Annotated in this window: 10 protein-coding genes; 5 read left to right on the plus strand and 5 right to left on the minus strand. The window is 63.0% G+C overall.

The annotated features are described in order from the left end of the window. The first annotated feature begins 15 nt into the window (after positions 1-15). Positions 16-1,482, plus strand: a complete 1,467-nt coding sequence (locus FS665_RS07080) for a M48 family metallopeptidase (protein WP_145185428.1) — start codon at positions 16-18, stop codon at positions 1,480-1,482. Here FS665_RS07080 and FS665_RS07085 read toward each other — a convergent pair. Beyond that, the gene (locus tag FS665_RS07085; protein WP_145185431.1) at positions 1,479-4,427 is read right to left on the minus strand and encodes a membrane-targeted effector domain-containing toxin; all 2,949 of its coding nucleotides are present in this window, start codon (positions 4,425-4,427) and stop codon (positions 1,479-1,481) included. The genes FS665_RS07080 and FS665_RS07085 overlap by 4 nt on opposite strands. 206 nt (positions 4,428-4,633) lie before the next feature. Between FS665_RS07085 and FS665_RS07090 the strand changes: the two genes are divergently transcribed. Further along, entirely contained in the window at positions 4,634-6,016 is a 1,383-nt protein-coding gene (locus FS665_RS07090) for a multicopper oxidase family protein (RefSeq protein ID WP_145185433.1), read from the plus strand. After that, complete coding sequence (gene tadA, locus FS665_RS07095) at positions 6,016-6,516, plus strand: tRNA adenosine(34) deaminase TadA (protein ID WP_145185436.1); 501 nt, start codon at positions 6,016-6,018, stop codon at positions 6,514-6,516. Before FS665_RS07090 ends, tadA begins: the two co-directional genes overlap by 1 nt. An 11-nt stretch (positions 6,517-6,527) precedes the next feature. On the opposite strand, the gene mltF is transcribed toward tadA, so the two are convergent. Continuing rightward, positions 6,528-7,985 (minus strand): membrane-bound lytic murein transglycosylase MltF, encoded by a 1,458-nt coding sequence (gene mltF, locus FS665_RS07100; RefSeq protein WP_145185439.1) that lies wholly within the window; start codon positions 7,983-7,985, stop codon positions 6,528-6,530. Between the two features lie 242 nt (positions 7,986-8,227). Here mltF and purL point away from each other — a divergent pair, with 242 nt between their 5' ends. Together purL and FS665_RS07110 are read left to right on the plus strand one after the other, a co-directional pair. Then, positions 8,228-12,127: a phosphoribosylformylglycinamidine synthase gene (gene purL, locus FS665_RS07105; RefSeq protein ID WP_145185442.1), complete on the plus strand. Its 3,900-nt coding sequence runs from the start codon at positions 8,228-8,230 to the stop codon at positions 12,125-12,127. Positions 12,128-12,131: 4 nt separating this feature from the next. Beyond that, entirely contained in the window at positions 12,132-12,443 is a 312-nt protein-coding gene (locus FS665_RS07110) for an NGG1p interacting factor NIF3 (protein ID WP_145185445.1), read from the plus strand. 40 nt (positions 12,444-12,483) lie between these two features. On the opposite strand, the gene FS665_RS07115 is transcribed toward FS665_RS07110, so the two are convergent. The 3 genes from FS665_RS07115 to FS665_RS07125 all read right to left on the minus strand — a co-directional run bounded on the left by FS665_RS07115 (position 12,484) and on the right by FS665_RS07125 (position 16,666). Next, positions 12,484-13,938 (minus strand): HET-C-related protein, encoded by a 1,455-nt coding sequence (locus tag FS665_RS07115; RefSeq protein WP_145185448.1) that lies wholly within the window; start codon positions 13,936-13,938, stop codon positions 12,484-12,486. Beyond that, the gene (locus tag FS665_RS07120; RefSeq protein ID WP_145185452.1) at positions 13,938-14,531 is read right to left on the minus strand and encodes a hypothetical protein; all 594 of its coding nucleotides are present in this window, start codon (positions 14,529-14,531) and stop codon (positions 13,938-13,940) included. Before FS665_RS07120 ends, FS665_RS07115 begins: the two co-directional genes overlap by 1 nt. A gap of 77 nt (positions 14,532-14,608) precedes the next feature. Beyond that, on the minus strand, positions 14,609-16,666 hold the full coding sequence (locus FS665_RS07125) for a PhoX family phosphatase (RefSeq protein WP_145185455.1): 2,058 nt from the start codon (positions 16,664-16,666) through the stop codon (positions 14,609-14,611). Positions 16,667-16,806 lie beyond the last annotated feature (140 nt).

Below are 16,806 nucleotides of genomic sequence, written 5' to 3' on the forward strand. Positions count from 1 at the left end.
GGCTGAAACAGGCCGATGAGCCGGCCTGCAAGCGCCGCCGCGACGCTGCTCAAACGACTCGGCTGGGGCCTGGCCCTGCTGCTGTTGCCGTTGGCGCTGATGGGCTGGAGCCTGGTGCAGCAGTGGCGGGCCGAGCAAGGGCAGGCGCAGACCCAGATCATTCGTCAATGGCTGGTGGCGCCCGAGGATGAACTGCTGCAGGCATTGCCCTGGGCTACGCGCGAGCAGTTACGCGGGCGCGTCGACCCACACGCGGTGTTACAGCGAGAGCTGACCCAGCTCGATGACGACCGGCCTTGGCTCGCAGTGCGCAGCTGGCTGGCTGCGGGGAGCTGCTGGCTTGCCCTGGGTGCGTTGCTCAGCGGCCTGGCTACCGCGCTGAACGTGCGCATCGATGCCTGGCGGGCACTGCGCTCGGCGCGCTACCTGCAAGCGCGCATGGCCGCCAGCTGGCACGCTTTGGGCTGGGGGCTGAGCGTTTATCTGGGCCTGCTGGCAAGTGCGCTTGGCCTGTCGTTGCTCTACGAAATCAGTGCCGGCGTCAGTCACGCGGCAAGCGGCGGGTTGACCGTGCTCTTCGTTGTGCTGCCGCTGGCGACAGTGCTGTTCGCCTGCCTCGGCACGCTGTGGCGTGTGCGCCGGCAGTGGCCAGTCATGCTCGCGCCGCAGGCGAGCTTTCTTGGGCGCACGCTGGATCGACAAGCCGCACCGGCGTTGTGGCAGTGGATCGAGGGTTTGGCCGCGCACTTGCAGGCGCCCGTGCCTGAGCACGTGGTGGTCGGGCTTGATCAAGGCTTGTTCGTGACCAGTGTGCCGATCGTGCTACAGCCCAGTGGGGTGCTGCTGCAGGGGCGTACCTTGTACCTGCCGCTGCCTTGGCTTGGCGCTTTGAGCCAGGACGAGGCTGCCGCGCTGGTAGGGCATGAGCTTGGGCATTTCCGTAGTCGCGACACCGAGCGCGGCAGTGAGATCAATGCGCAGTACAGCCTGATGTGCGCACACTTTGCCGTGATGCTCGGCGCCGAGCAGGGCCCGCACTGGGGGGTACGTCCAGCGCTATGGATGGCCGCGCTGTTCCTGCAGCAGTTTCGCGCCGCGGTGCACCGCTGGGGCCGTGATCAGGAACTGCTGGCTGATCAGGCAGGCGCGCAAGTGGCGGGTGCCAGGCAGTTTGCCCAGGCGCTGCTGCGTGCCATCGCCCTTGCGGGCGTGGTCGAGCGCCTGCTTGACCAGTGCGGTGGTGGCGGCCTGCTGGAGGGGCTGGCGCTCGAGTTGCAACAGGCACCGCTGCAACTGGACGAAACCGTGCTCGAGCTGACCAGCACCCATCCCTTCGATACCCATCCTGCGGTCGCCACACGCCTGGACAACCTCAATGTGCTGCTGGACGCGTCGCTGGTGCAGGCCGCCATGCGCGTGCCAAGCGTTGATGACCGGCGATGGTTCAACCGATTGTGCCAGGCCCTGCCCGCTGATGATTAGCGAGCAATGCGCCGCATACCTTTGGCTTGCAGGCGCGTGTGCAGGTCGCTGACATCAGGCATGCGCCGGCCGTTGATCCACGGCCAGTCGCTGCGCTCGAGGTAGAGAAAGCGGCCGTCGTGCTTGATCGGGGTGCGCCGCAGGGCGCCGTCACGGCCGCGGTGCACCAGCACCTGCTGTCCGTCCACGGCGTCGATCAGGTAGTCGCCAGCGCTGATCAGGCGTAGTTCGATACTGGCCGCGGCCTGCTCGGGCGTGCGCACGGCGGCACGCAGGCGCAGGTTGCTTTTCACGCTCAGCTGACCCTGGTTGGGCAGGGTGATCTGCAGCCCAGGGTCGATATCGAGCATGTCCGGCTGCCCGATGGCTACATCCTCGCAGCGCAAGGTGATAGCGCCTTGCAGGTCGCCGATGCCTGGCACACCTTGGTAGAAGTCGCTGTGGGAATTGCCCACCAGGGCGACCCATTTGCTGGGGCCTCTGAGTGCCTGATCGGCTTCTATCACCTTGTGGGCATAGAAGTTCATCATCTGCTGACGTAAGTTCGCAGGTGTCGCTTCCGCCCACGCCTGCCGGTAGCTGGCCATGCAATCGATCGATTGAATGAAAATGCCGTTCTTCTGCGCTTGCTTGAGCAAGCGGCGGAAGGTGTAGCGTCCGCTCGGGTCGGTGGCGTGACCGATGTCCTGGGCATTCACATAGCGGTCCAGGGCCTGGGGCATACGCCCGGTGCGATTGAACGTGTCCAGGTCGGCCTGCTGGAAATCGGTCATGTAGTGTTCCAGGTAGAGGGTGCGCACCTTCTGCTTGCGCAGGGTGCCCATGTTCTCGATCAGCAAGCGCTTGCTGCCGATACCGCTGTGCGCTTCTGCCACCACCAGCCCGTCGGCGTTCTGATACACACCTTCAAGCATGACTTTTGCCGAGCTGGACGGGGCGAGTTCGGGCACTGCCGGACGCTCGGGCAAGGTCGGGTCGGCAAGGAACTGCGCTGCATCTGTCGCCAGCTGCGTGCGCCTGGCGCGAAACTCGGCCAGGGCGGCTTCGCGCTCAGGGTGGCCGATATCGACATGGGTGCCGCTGAGCACGTTGGAACTCGACGGGCTATTGGCCAGGCTGCTGAGGTCCGGGCGCAGGGCTTCGGGGATTTCGTAGGGCGAAAGTGGCAGCGGCGCCATTCGGCTGCTTGTCGATGAGCGACCCCAGACCTTCAGCCAACTCATCCCGCCGCCGTCGAGTTTGGGACGCGGCACCAACTGCCAGTTGCCTTCGCCGTCCAGGCGAATGATGTGGCAGTTATAGAAGGAGTAGGGGTTGGCGGGGTCGACGATCACCCAATGCTGCAATTCGGCGACGTAGCGCACCTGGTAGGGCAGCGAATCGACCAGTGCGTAGAACTTGCCTTGCTGGGCGTAGATGCCGGCCAGCCTGCCGCTGCCCGCCTGGGTGCTGAGCAGGACATTGGTTTCGAAGGGGGCCAGCAGACGCGAGGTCTGCGTCGGCCAGAACGGCTTCGGTACCCAGGCCTGGGTTTCACTGTGCGCGGTGGCGTCAGGTTCCAGGGGCGCAGGCTCCTGCGTGTCAGTGAAGGGGATTTCGCCGTCCGGCGGCGCCGGACGCGGGGTTTGCGAGGGTTCGGCAAGCTCGCCGGGCGCGCCCAGCAGGAACGTGGCGTTAAACAAGGTTCCGACCGCGGCGAGGATGGCGCCGGTGATCGCAGCTTTGCGCTGCGCGGTAGTCCGAGCATGCACCGCCTGGTCGATGTCCAACCCGACTTCGGCAAGCCCCGCCCCTACAGCCACCAGCGCCACGGGCCAATCAAGCGCAGCGAGCGGGCCGAACACCTGGTCGAAGGCACCCAGGTAGCCGATCCACAGTTGTTTGCGCAGGTCGGCATTGGACTGCAGGGCATGCTCGGCATCATCGCGCATGCGTTGCCGGGCCTGGTCGCGCAGCCAGGTGAACGGGTCTTCGTTCAAGGTCTGGTCGCGCAGGTTGAGCCCGGCATAAGTGTGTTTGCCCCAGCCCTCGTAAAGCAGGTCGGTAAGGTGGTCGAGCCCGACCAGGTCGCCACGTTGGCCGCGGTCTTTCAGGGCGAAGTGGCTGCTGAAACGGGCGCGGTTTTCATCGTAGTTGTTGTTGATCAGCACCCACCAGTACAGCTCGGTGCTGTCGGCGAACAGGTGCAGTGCATCTTCGGCGCCTGGGGTATAGAGCAGCTGTCGCCCGTCCTGCAGGACGATGCGCAGGATGTCGGTGGCCACATACCCACCGATGTCGAAGGTGCACAGGCGCATGCCTGGCGGCGCGGTCACCGAAGCCTGCAACTGCGCCAGCGAAGGCGGCCACGGGGCCCCTGCGAGCAGCGCCTCGGCGACTTCGCCGCAGCACTTGGCAAGCGCGCTGCCAGGCGCCTGGTGTCGGACTTCCAGGACTTTACTCAAGAAGTTGACCTTGCTCAGCGTGCGAAAATCATCCGCATGACTGGCCCAGAAGCTGTCCACCCGCTGGTTGTAATCGGTGCAGAAGTCGATCTGCCAGAAATAGGCGAGCACATCGGCAGGCTTGAGCGCCACCTCGTTATGGGCGTCATAGCTGGCCGCGCCTGGCCCGTCCAGGTAAAAGCCGCTGAGGTAGCTGAGCAAGTCGGCGTTATCGGCGTCTTCGGCGTTGAAGCGGTGCAGGACCAGCTGCGGCAGTGTGAAGGATTGTATGGGCTGCTGGCTGTGGGCCCAGCCGCTGAACGTCGAGGCGCTGTGGGCATTGGCGAAACGGTGCAGGTAAACGCTGTCAGGCTCCAGGTGGCCGAGGCGGTGCTGACGCAGAATGTCCAACGCGACTTCCCGCGCCTGCTGGCGCATGTCCGGACAAGCAGTTACCAGGTCGTTGGCCAGTTGCTGCAAGGTGTGTCGGTCGCTTGGAGAGACCATCGATGTTTGGCTCATGGGGGCGTTGCCTTGGCGGTGAGGAGGGCGCCAGCGTAGGCAGCGCGCCGGGTCGGCGCGCTTCAACTATGTAGTGCCTGGCGGCCGTTGCGCCGTGCTGTGACAACACTTCACTTAATCTTTCGCATTTGCAGGTGTATCGTATTCGCCCTTCATCGCCAGCCAGCTGGCCGCTTGATTGCACAGCACACGAGGTACCCGCACCGATGTCCTTCACCCGTCGACAAATGCTCAAAGGCCTGACCGGGCTGGTAGTGGTGGGCCTGGGCGCCGGTGGCGCCGCGCGCTATTGGCTGGGCAAGGTCGAGGACGACAACGCTGGGCACGACTACGAGCTGATCGCCGCCCCGCTGGACGTCGAGCTGGTGCCCGGCTACAAGACCGAGGCCTGGGCCTTCGGTCCCTCGGCGCCCGGCACCGAATTGCGCGTGCGCCAGGGCACCTGGCTGCGGGTGCGCTTCATCAACCACCTGCCGGTGGAAACCACTATTCATTGGCACGGCATTCGTCTGCCGCTGGAAATGGACGGCGTGCCCTATGTATCGCAGTTGCCGGTCAAGCCGGGCGAGTACTTCGATTACAAGTTCCGCGTGCCGGATGCCGGCAGCTACTGGTATCACCCCCACGTCAGTAGCTCCGAGGAGCTGGGGCGCGGCCTGGTCGGCCCGCTGATCGTCGAAGAGCGCGAGCCGACCGGTTTCGCCCATGAGCGCACCCTGAGCCTGAAAAACTGGCACGTGGACGAGCAGGGTCGCTGGCTGCCGTTCAGCATTCCCCGCGAGGCGGCGCGCAACGGCACCGCCGGGCGCCTGATCACCATCAACGGCCAGGCCGATGCGGTCACCGAATTGCCGGCGGGTCAGGTGGTGCGGGTGCGCCTGCTGAACCTCGACAACACCTGGACCTACCGCATCAACCTCAAGGGCAACTGCGAGGCGCGCATCTATGCGCTGGACGGCAACCCGGTGACCCCGCGGCTGCTGGAGGACGACTATTGGCTGGGTCCTGGCATGCGCGTTTGCCTGGCCATCCGCATTCCCCAGGCAGGCGAGGAGATTTCCTTGCGGGACGGCTTCGTGCGTTTGGGCACCCTGCGCTCGGTGGCCAGCAACCAAGCGCCCGGCCCTTGGCCACCTGCTCTGCCGGCCAACCCCATCGCCGAGCCTGATCTGGAAAACGCCGAGAAGCTGAACTTCAATTTCGAATGGGCGGCGAAGGTGTCGGTCACCACCGACCAAGACCGGCCACCGAGCCTATGGCAGATCAATGGGCAAGCCTGGGACATTACTGACAAGACCTGCGCCGACCGGCCGATCGCCACGCTCAAGAAGGGCCAGAGCTACATCTTCGAACTCAAGAACATGACCCAATATCAGCATCCCATCCACCTGCACGGCATGAGTTTCAAGGTAATCGCCTCGAACCGCCATGACATCAAGGAACCGTGGTTCACCGACACCTACCTGCTGGGCAAGAATGAGCGCGCTCAAGTCGCATTGGTGGCGGATAACCCGGGTACCTGGATGTTCCACTGCCACGTCATCGACCACATGGAAACCGGCCTGATGGCCGCGATCGCGGTGGTCTGATGCGCCCGCGGATCGTCGATCGCAGCCGCGATCAGGAATTCATGCGCATGGCCCTGGCCCTGGCCGCCGAGGGCGCGGCCTTGGGTGAGGTACCGGTTGGGGCGGTGCTGGTGCAGAATGGGCAAGTGCTGGGGCAGGGCTTCAACCGGCCGATCATCGACAGCGACCCTAGCGCCCACGCGGAAATGGTGGCAATTCGCGCAGCGGCAAACGCCGTCGGCAATTATCGACTGCCGGGTAGCACGCTGTATGTGACCCTGGAACCGTGCAGTATGTGCGCAGGGTTGATCGTGCATGCGCGGGTGTCCAGGGTGGTATTCGGCGCTCTGGAACCCAAGGCGGGTATCGTGCAGAGCCAGGGGCAGTTTTTCGGGCAAGGATTTCTCAACCATCGGGTAATGGTCGAGGGCGGGGTGCTTGCCGAGGAATGCGGCCAGGTGCTCAGTGACTTCTTCAAGGCTCGACGCGCCAGCAAGTCAGGCAATGCCGCTGGCGACTGACGGCGCCATGCTCACATCGGCGGCGATTGCTCCGCCGGTTTGTCTTTGTTCACCCCAGGCACATGCAGGTTGCCTTCGGCGACCTCGCCTTCGAGCTGTGGCTGGGTCACCCAGGTGAGGATGTCGTAGTAACGGCGAATGTTGGCGACGAAGTGCACCGGCTCGCCACCACGCGCATAGCCATACTTGGTCTGCCGATACCACTGCTTCTGCGCCAAGCGTGGCAGCATCTTCTTCACGTCGAGCCATTTGTTGGGGTTGAGCTTTTCGCGCTTGGCCAAGGTCCGGGCGTCTTCCAGATGGCCTGAGCCAACGTTGTAGGCGGCCAGGGCGAACCAGGTGCGGTCCGGCTCCTGAATGCTGTCATCGAGCTCGGCCTTGATCTTCATGAAGTACTTGGCGCCGCCTTGGATGCTCTGCCGCGGATCCAGGCGGTTGGACACGCCCATGGCCTGCGCGGTGCGCTGGGTCAGCATCATCAAGCCGCGTACGCCGGTCTTGGAGGTGACCTCCGGCTGCCACATCGATTCCTGGTAGCCGATCGCAGCCAGCAGCCGCCAGTCCACCTGTTCGACCTTGGCGTAGCTCTTGAAGTGTTTTTCGTACTTGGGCAGGCGCTGCTGCAGATGCTGGGCGAAGGTGTAGGCACCGACATAGCCGAGCACATCGACATGGCCGTAATAACGGTCCTTGAGGCGCTGCAAGGTGCCGTTTTTCTGCGACTTGTCGAGAAATTCGTTGATCTCGTTGAGCAGGCTGTTGTCTTCGCCAGCAGCCACCGCCCAACGTTGATCGCGGCTTTCGCCGAGGTCGAAGGCGACTCGGACGTTGGGGAAGTACACCTGGTTCATCGCCAGTTCGTTGGAGTCGACCAGGGTCAGGTCGATCTGGCCCTCATCGACCATGCGCAGCAGGTCGACCACCTCGACGGCGTCGGACTCTTCGTATTGCAGGGCGGGATACTGTTTTTTCAACTCGGCCAGTTGGTCGGCGTGACTGCTGCCCTTGAGCACCATGATCTTCTTGCCGACCAGGCCCTTGGCCTCGGTTGGCCGCGGGCGGCCGTTGCGGTAGATGACCTGCGGCGTCACTTCCAGGTAGGGGTGCGAGTACTTGACCTGGGCCTGGCGCCGCGCACTGCTGACCAGCCCTGCGGCTGCCAGCACCGGGCCGGCGGGCTTACCCAGCGAGCCGTACAGTTCATCGAGGTTGTCAGCGGTTTCGATCTGCAACTTGACGCCAAGATCGTCAGCAAAATGCTGCACCAGTTCGTATTCGAAGCCGGTTTCGCCGTTGCGGTCCTGGAAATAGGTGGCCGGGCTGTTGCGGGTGACCACGCGCAGCACACCGTCCTCCTTCACGCGCTCGAGGGTGCTGGGTTTTTCAACGCAGGCACCGAGCAGCAGAAAGAGACCGGTTGCGAAAAGCCATTTGGCGCAACGCTGGCGCAAAGCAGTGTGGGCGAACATAGGGTGCAGTATACGCAAAGCACTGCCCAAGCCATATCTCTGAATACCAAGCTGCAAGAAACGGCAGGTCGAGAGGCGGACGGCGTTTCCCGAAGTTTGCGCTGAGCCAATTGCCTTTTTTTTGACCTGCAAGTCCGGTTCTGCCGCCCGGCAGCCGTGGCGTAGAGCGGGTGCCGAAAGCTTGCGAATTAGGCTAGAATGCACGGCCTCTAAGCACACCCCTTCCTGAGGCTGTCCCGACGATGTTGATCCTGCGCGGCGCTCCTGCCCTTTCTGCCTTTCGCCACGGTAAATTACTCGAGCAACTGAGCCAGAAAGTTCCCGCTGTTACTGGTTTGTATGCCGAATTCGCCCACTTTGCCGACGTTGACGGCGAACTGACCGCCGACCAGCAGCAGGTGCTGGGCCGTCTGCTCAAATACGGCCCGAGCGTGCCGGTGCAGACGCCAACCGGTCGCCTGTTCCTGGTGGTGCCGCGCCTGGGTACCATCTCGCCATGGGCCAGCAAGGCCAGCGACATCGCCCACAATTGCGGGCTGCAGTCGATTCACCGCCTGGAGCGCGGTATCGCCTATTACGTTGCCGGTGACCTCAGCGAAGCTGACGCGGCGCAGGTCGCCGCCGAATTGCACGACCGCATGACCCAGCGCGTGCTCGCCGAGCTGGAGCAGGCAGCCGACCTATTCAGCCACGCCCAGCCCAAGCCGATGACCTCGGTGGATATCCTCGCCGGTGGCCGCGCCGCCCTGGCCCAGGCCAACATAGACCTGGGCCTGGCCCTTGCCGAAGACGAAATCGACTACCTGGTCAACGCCTTCCAGGGCCTCAAGCGCAACCCGAACGACATCGAGCTGATGATGTTCGCCCAGGCCAACTCCGAGCACTGCCGCCACAAGATCTTCAACGCCAGTTGGGACATCGACGGCCAGGCCCAGGAAAAGAGCCTGTTCGGGATGATCAAGAACACCTACCAGATGCACAGCGAAGGCGTGTTGTCGGCTTACAAGGACAACGCTTCGGTGATCGTCGGTAATGTCGCCGGGCGCTTCTTCCCGAACCCTGAAACCCGTCAGTACGGCGCGGTGCAGGAGCCGGTGCATATCCTGATGAAGGTCGAAACCCACAACCACCCGACCGCCATCGCCCCGTTCTCCGGCGCCTCCACCGGCTCCGGCGGTGAGATTCGCGACGAAGGTGCCACCGGCCGTGGCGCCAAGCCCAAGGCTGGCCTGACTGGCTTCACCGTGTCCAACCTGCGTATCCCAGGCTTCGAACAGCCATGGGAGCAGGCCTACGGCAAGCCCGAGCGCATCGTCGACGCCCTCGACATCATGATCGAAGGCCCGCTCGGCGGCGCGGCGTTCAACAACGAATTCGGCCGCCCGGCGCTGACCGGCTACTTCCGTACCTTCGAGCAGTCCATCGAGACCCCGCACGGTGAAGAAGTACGCGGTTACCACAAGCCCATCATGCTCGCCGGCGGCATGGGCAACATCCGTGAAGACCATGTGCAGAAGGGCGAGATCACCGTCGGTGCCAAGCTGATCGTGCTCGGCGGCCCGGCCATGCTGATCGGCCTGGGCGGCGGCGCGGCCTCGTCGGTGGCCACCGGCGCCAGCTCGGCTGACCTGGACTTTGCCTCGGTACAGCGCGAAAACCCGGAAATGGAGCGCCGCTGCCAGGAGGTCATCGACCGCTGCTGGCAGCTGGGCGACGCCAACCCGATCGCTTTCATCCACGACGTGGGCGCTGGCGGTATCTCCAACGCCTTCCCGGAGCTGGTCAACGACGGCGGCCGCGGTGGCCGCTTCGAACTGCGCAATGTGCCCAACGACGAGCCGGGCATGGCTCCGCACGAAATCTGGAGCAACGAATCCCAAGAACGCTACGTGCTGGCCGTCAGCGCCGCCGACTTCGAGCGCTTCCAGGCCATCTGCGAGCGTGAGCGTTGCCCGTTCGCCGTGGTTGGCGAAGCCACCGAGGAGCCGCACCTGACCGTCAGCGACAGTCACTTCGGCAATACCCCGGTCGACATGCCGCTGGATGTGCTGTTGGGCAAGCCGCCGCGCATGCACCGCTCGGTCACGCGCGAAGCTGAATTGGGCGACGATTTCGACCCCAGCCAGCTGGACCTGGACAACGCCGTGCAGCGCGTCCTCAGCCACCCGGCAGTGGCCAGCAAGAGTTTCCTGATCACCATCGGCGACCGCACCATCACCGGCCTGGTCGCGCGCGACCAGATGGTCGGCCCTTGGCAGGTCCCGGTGGCTGATTGCGCGGTCACCGCCACCAGTTTCGACGTCTACACCGGCGAAGCCATGGCAATGGGCGAGCGCACCCCGCTGGCCTTGCTCGATGCCCCGGCTTCCGGGCGCATGGCGATCGGCGAAACCCTGACCAACCTCGCCGCCTCGCGTATCGACAAGCTGTCCGACATCAAGCTGTCGGCCAACTGGATGTCTGCCGCCGGTCACCCCGGTGAAGATGCCCGACTGTACGACACCGTCAAGGCGGTAGGCATGGAGCTGTGTCCGGAGCTGGGCATCACCATCCCGGTCGGCAAAGACTCGATGTCGATGAAGACCAAGTGGAGCGAGGAGGGCGTCGAGAAGAGCGTGACCTCGCCGCTGTCGTTGATCATCACCGGCTTTGCCCCGGTCACCGATATCCGCAAGACCCTGACCCCGCAGTTGCGCATGGACAAGGGCGAAACCGACCTGATCCTGGTCGACCTTGGCCGTGGCAAGAATCGCATGGGCGCCTCGATCCTGGCGCAGACCTACGGCAAGATCGCAGCGCAAGCCCCGGACGTCGACGACGCCGAAGACCTCAAGGCCTTCTTCGCCGTGATTCAGGGCTTGAACGAAGACGGCCACCTGCTGGCCTATCACGACCGCTCCGACGGTGGCCTGATCACCACCGTGCTGGAAATGGCCTTCGCCGGTCATTGCGGCCTCGATCTGCAACTCGACCCATTGACCGACGACAAGGCCGAAGTGCCGGCCATCCTGTTCAACGAAGAACTCGGTGCGGTCATCCAGGTGCGCCAGGACGCAACGCCCGACGTGCTGGCGCAATTCAGCGCCGCTGGCCTGGGCGAGGAGTGTGTGGCCGTCATCGGTAAGCCGGTCAACAACGCTGAAGTCTCGGTCAGCCTCAATGGCGAAGTGCTGTTCGACGACGACCGTCGCATGCTGCAGCGCCAGTGGGCGGAAACCAGCTACCAGATCCAGCGCCTGCGTGACAACGCCGACTGCGCCGATCAGGAATTCGACCTGCTGCTCGAAGAAGACAACCCGGGCCTTTCGGTCAAGCTCGGCTACGACGTCAACGACGACATCGCCGCGCCCTACATCAAGAAAGGCGTGCGCCCGCAAGTGGCGATCCTGCGGGAGCAGGGCGTCAATGGCCAGGTCGAGATGGCTGCCGCGTTCGATCGCGCAGGCTTCGCCGCCATCGACGTGCACATGAGCGATATCCTCGCTGGTCGTGTCGATTTCGAAGCCTTCAAAGGCCTGGTCGCCTGCGGTGGTTTCTCCTACGGTGACGTGCTCGGTGCCGGTGAAGGCTGGGCCAAGTCGGCGCTGTTCAACAGCCGCGCGCGCGATGCCTTCCAGGCCTTCTTCGAGCGCACTGACAGCTTCGCGCTGGGCGTGTGCAACGGTTGCCAGATGATGTCCAACCTGCACGAGCTGATTCCAGGCACCGAGTACTGGCCGCACTTCGTGCGCAACCGCTCGGAGCAGTTCGAAGCGCGTGTGGCGATGGTCGAGGTGCAGAAATCCAACTCGATCTTCCTCGACGGCATGGCCGGCTCGCGTATGCCGATCGCCATTGCCCACGGTGAGGGGCATGCCGAGTTCGCCAGCGAAGAGGCACTGCTGGAGGCCGATGTGTCCGGTTGCGTGGCGCTGCGTTATGTCGACAACCACGGCAGGGTCACCGAAGCGTATCCGGCCAACCCGAACGGTTCGCCGCGCGGGATCACCGGCCTGACCAGCCGCGATGGCCGAGTGACGATCATGATGCCGCACCCGGAGCGGGTGTTCCGCGCCGTGCAGAACTCCTGGCGTCCAGATGAATGGCAGGAAGATGCAGCGCTGATGCGCATGTTCCGCAACGCACGTGCCTGGGTGAACTGATTGCGTGCACAAGCTCGCGTTCTTCGTTCCGGCCAGCCATGTCGAGGTGGTCAAGGTCGCCGTGTTCGCCGCTGGTGGCGGGCGTATCGGCGACTACGACCACTGCGCCTGGCAGGCCCTTGGCCAGGGCCAGTTTCGCCCGCTGGACGGCAGTCAGCCGTTTCTCGGGCAGGCCGGTGAGGTTGAGGTGGTCGAAGAATGGAAGGTCGAGCTGGTGGTAGCCGACGACCTGATCGTTCAGGTCGTCGCTGCGCTCAAGCAAAGTCATCCGTATGAAACGCCGGCCTATGAAGTCTGGCGTTTGTTGGATCTATGAGTGTGAAGCGCGCAGGGCATGGCTTGGCCAAGCCTGCGCTTCAACCGAGTGGAAAGAGGCCGGTCAATGTCTCGCGTTGTTTGATGAACGATGCCGCATTATCCTTTCCCAGCTCCTCCAGCCTTTTTCGAGCCGCTTGCAAATAGTCCCTGCGCCTTTCACTGAAGCTTCCGCTCGAAGAGCCTTCGCGAATGTTGTCTTCATTGGTCATTGCCCAGGCTTGCACGATGTCGTCTTGCCAGTCAGAAACTGCCGGGTGGACAAAAAAGCTCTTGGCCAGTGTCGCTGGGTCTCTTCCAGTATCTCCATGCCAATACTCATACATGGCCCGACCTACCTGTTCAATCGCATATTGCGCCAAGTACACCGCCAATCCATGAAATGGATGGGTGTCGTGATCTTTAGCCAATTGTGAGTGGGTCGGGTGGACGTCTTCGTCGATGTTTGGGTCTTGGCCTACCAGCAGTTGTAGGTCATCGACGTTATCACCTGCCCATTTCATCAGTTTCTGGAAGACCACGTCGACCAGATAACCCAAGGTCTTGAGTGGCAGGTCGGTGTAATGATTGGCCAGACTGATCGCTTCATACCAAGGGGATGTTGCCGCTTCGTCGCGCACTTGCAGATAGCTCTCCAGTAGTGCCAGCCAGTCAGGATCCTCGTGCTCCCTGAGCAGGATCAGAAGCATCCGCTCGGTGTCACTGCGATCTCCCGGACGCGTAGGCTTGAAGTCAATCGCCTTGGCGGGGAAGAGGAACTTGCCAATCGGCTCGAGCAAACTGCCGAGTACGTCGCTGCTGGAGAACCGGCCTGTGACCAACGGCCATTTATGCGCACAGTCTTTCTCCCTGGTCCATACCAGCACGTCGCCGTGACCCATCTTGCGCAAGCTGAGTTCGAGGAAGTTGGAGTGTGCAAACAGGTCCTCCAGGACATGCAAGCCCTCCCCGAACAGACGCATCCCTTCAGGCGTAGGTCCGGCTATCGAGGCGTCGACGAGCTTCTGGTACATGTAGGACTGGGCGTTGTCGAAATAGCGATACATCGACGTTTCATGCGTCAACTCCATCCACGCATGCTCGGGGCCAACCAGCGGCTCAAAGTCTGGGTCGATCAACTGTGGATCGCCGCCTGTGTCGTACGACAGTGGATTGTCGATATGCTCAGAAGGGCGATAGACGCCCAACACGTGCTCGGTCACCCGAAAGGTATTGCGACCTTCTGCGGTTTCCTGAAGGCTGGTAAAGGCTTTCAAAGCGAGCAAGTCCGCCACTTCGGTGAGTGAGGCTCGGGAGAATTTACTGGGAAAATCTTTTGCAGCATCGGGTGCGCGGGTCAATTTGGGATCGACCAATTGAGAAAAATCCCGCAGCCAATTGCCGAAATAGATCATCTTGCGCTGTTCTGGCGTAAACCCTGCGGAGGCCAATGCCCGTTCTATCGATTCATGGCCATGCGAGTTAGCGGCGCCGCTGCCTTCTCCTGCTGGAAACATTACTCATCCTCCGATTTGGTGCTTGTTGCAGCGGTGGCACTGGGCAGTGCGAGGGTAATGGTTTCCGTAGAACCGTCAGCATCGATGACCGCGATCACCGTGCCGGGCTTGGTCTGCCGATCGAACAGCGCCAACGTGCCGACGTAATTTTTTGCAACTTCCGGCCAGCTGTCATCGGCAACGTTCAGCTGGGCAAAGTCTGCGACGTAGTGGGCAAAGCTCTGCAACAAATCGACCAGAAACGGAAAGCTGGAAGATGCCTGGCTCAGCGCTTGCTCGACGGCGGCAGCGCTGACTTCAATGGTCTGGGAGTTCTGATCGTAACGCGCGCCGGCACTCAGTTCGCTGACGATTCTATAGCGCGGATTATTGAGCCTTTCGCCACGTAGATCGTCGTGTAACTTGGTAAAGTCCGCGGTGGACGAAGCCCCGAAAATAACGCGTAGCACGTACTGAAAGCGTTTTATTTCTGTCGTCCTGGCAAAAGCGGCCAATTGCTCGAGCGGGTGGGTGCACTGGATCGACGAATGGATGAGCACATCTCTGGAAAGCGGCATGCTGTACTCCATGGACAGTAGGGGGAGCAGCAGCATGCTCACTTCGCTGAGCGGCAGGCATTCGGGACGCCTTCCAGTCGCAATGGCTTCCCCTCAGCGCGTATGGGCGCTCCTCAGGCCGTTCCGATTGGCCCACCGTCGTTACGCTGGATGACCACCGTCGAGGCGCGCGGGCGCAGCGTGGTAGCGGCGGGTGTAGGCTCGGTTGCATCAGCGCTGCAGGGCCAGTTTTCCGGGTGTTGAATGTTCACGAACATCGTCTTGTTGTCCGGGGTGAACGTGATTCCGGTCACTTCACAGCCGTTGGGCCCGACGAAGAATCGACGCAGGGCGGCCTGGTTGTGCGCGTTCAATGCAACCTGCTCACCCGTGGCATCGACCAGTTCGCTCGGAATCACTGCCAGCAGTTGGTCGTTGGTGTAGGCGCTGACGCTCTGCTCACTGTTGTCGGTCTGGAACCACAACACACCACGGCTATCGAAGCGCATGCCGTCGGGGCTGGCGAACTGGTTCAACTCGGTCAGCCCCGAGCGATTGATGTCGGCCGTTGCGCCAGCATTGGCTCCGAACACGAAGATGTCCCAGCGCAAGCTCAACTGATCGTCGCTGTCGTGCCAGCGAATGATATGGCCATGACGGTTCGGCCCGCGTGGGTTGGCGGCATCGACCTGGTGGGGCGTGCGCACGCTGTTGTTGGTCAAGGTGAGGTAGGCATCGCCATTGAGTGGGTTGACGGCAGTCCATTCTGGGCGATCCATGGGGGTAGCGCCCACGGCATCGGCCGCCCCGCGGGTATTGAGGATGATGCCTGGCAGATCACCGTACAGCTCGCCCAGCGTGCCGCCGCCAGTGGTCACACTGTCGACGTCGAGCAGCAGCCATGCGCCGCTGCCGTCGGCGTCGAAGCGGGCCACATACAAGTTGCCGTGGTCCAGGTACTTTGCCCCGGTCTGCAGGCGGTCGGCCGGGTGAGCATCGGCGCTGTCCCACACGGCTTCGGACACCCATTTGTAGAGGTATTCGTTGTTCGAGTCATCGCCCATGTACCACACCAGCGGCTTGCCCGGCACTGCCAGGCCTGGGCAGCAGCCTTCGTGGCGCATGCGTCCCAGCGCCGTACGCTTGGTCGCCAGGGTGCTGCTGTCGTAGGGGTCGATTTCGACGATGTAACCGTACGTGCTGGCCTCGTTGCGATAGTCGTCGGTGGCGCTGGCAGCGTGGGCCGTCACATCGAAACGGGCGAATTCATCGGCCACTTCGGTGCTGTCACCGGCTGCGCTTTCCCAGCCGAATTGGCCGCTGGAGGTGCCGACGCCGATGCGACGCTGATCTTCGGGGCGCGAGCCCTTGTTGACGAAGATGCCCGGCCAGTTCTCTTCGCAGGTCAGATAAGTGCCCCATGGGGTGAAGCCGTTGCCACAGTTGTTGTTGGTGCCGCGGCAATGGGTGCCGTCGGCTGAATAGCGGGTTCTGACATGATCGGTGCCGCGCAGTGGGCCGCTCAACGCCATGCGTGAAGCGCTGGTGAATCGGCGGTTGAGCGGGTCGTTGTCGACCACCTGCCAGCGGCCGTCGACCTTGCGCAAACGCACCACGCCAGCGCCGTGGGCGTTGACCTCCTTGCGCACTTCTTCGGCGGGTCGCTTGCCGTTGGCATCCAGCGTCGGGCCGTTGGGGTGCAGGGCTGCCTGATCGATGTACTCGAAGTTGATGGCCAGCAGGCCATCCTCGGAGCTGCCGTCGATGGGGAAGAAGTGCATGCCATCGTGGTGCATGCCCATGGCGTTGGCCTGGTCGGTGGCGCTGTTGCTGCCGTCGGCTTGCCAAGGGCTGGCGGCGCTGTTCAAGGGCGTACCCCATGGCGCCAGTACATACGCGCTGTAGCCTGCGGCGACGACGCAGGCGTCGGTTCGCGAGCCGGCAATGGACGTGAAGCCCAAGGCCAGTTTCGCCTGCTCGGGCTTATGGGGCGGTGGTGCGCCAGCCGAATCGGCATGGGCGGCGCTGCTGTCGATGCAGCCACCCAGGCCGCCTGCGGCAATCATGGCGATGGCTGCGCCCAAGGTGCCACGCATCATGCTCCGGCGACTCAGGTAGGCGTCCATCACGCTGGCCATTGGCAGGTTGCCGCTGTGGTTGCGGTCCAGGTTATCGCCAGTGTCTCGACTCATCGGGTGTCCTTGAGGTGCTGAGTAGAAGACCCGCAACCTTAGGGATTAAATGTGACGTTCATTTGGCATTATTGTGAATGGCCCTGCAGACCTTGAATCTCAATGCCGCGCGCGTGCCGCGATCGCTCGATGTCGAGCGC

Origin of the sequence: Pseudomonas sp. URMO17WK12:I11, from assembly GCF_007677725.1 — a bacterium.
GTDB lineage: Bacteria > Pseudomonadota > Gammaproteobacteria > Pseudomonadales > Pseudomonadaceae > Aquipseudomonas.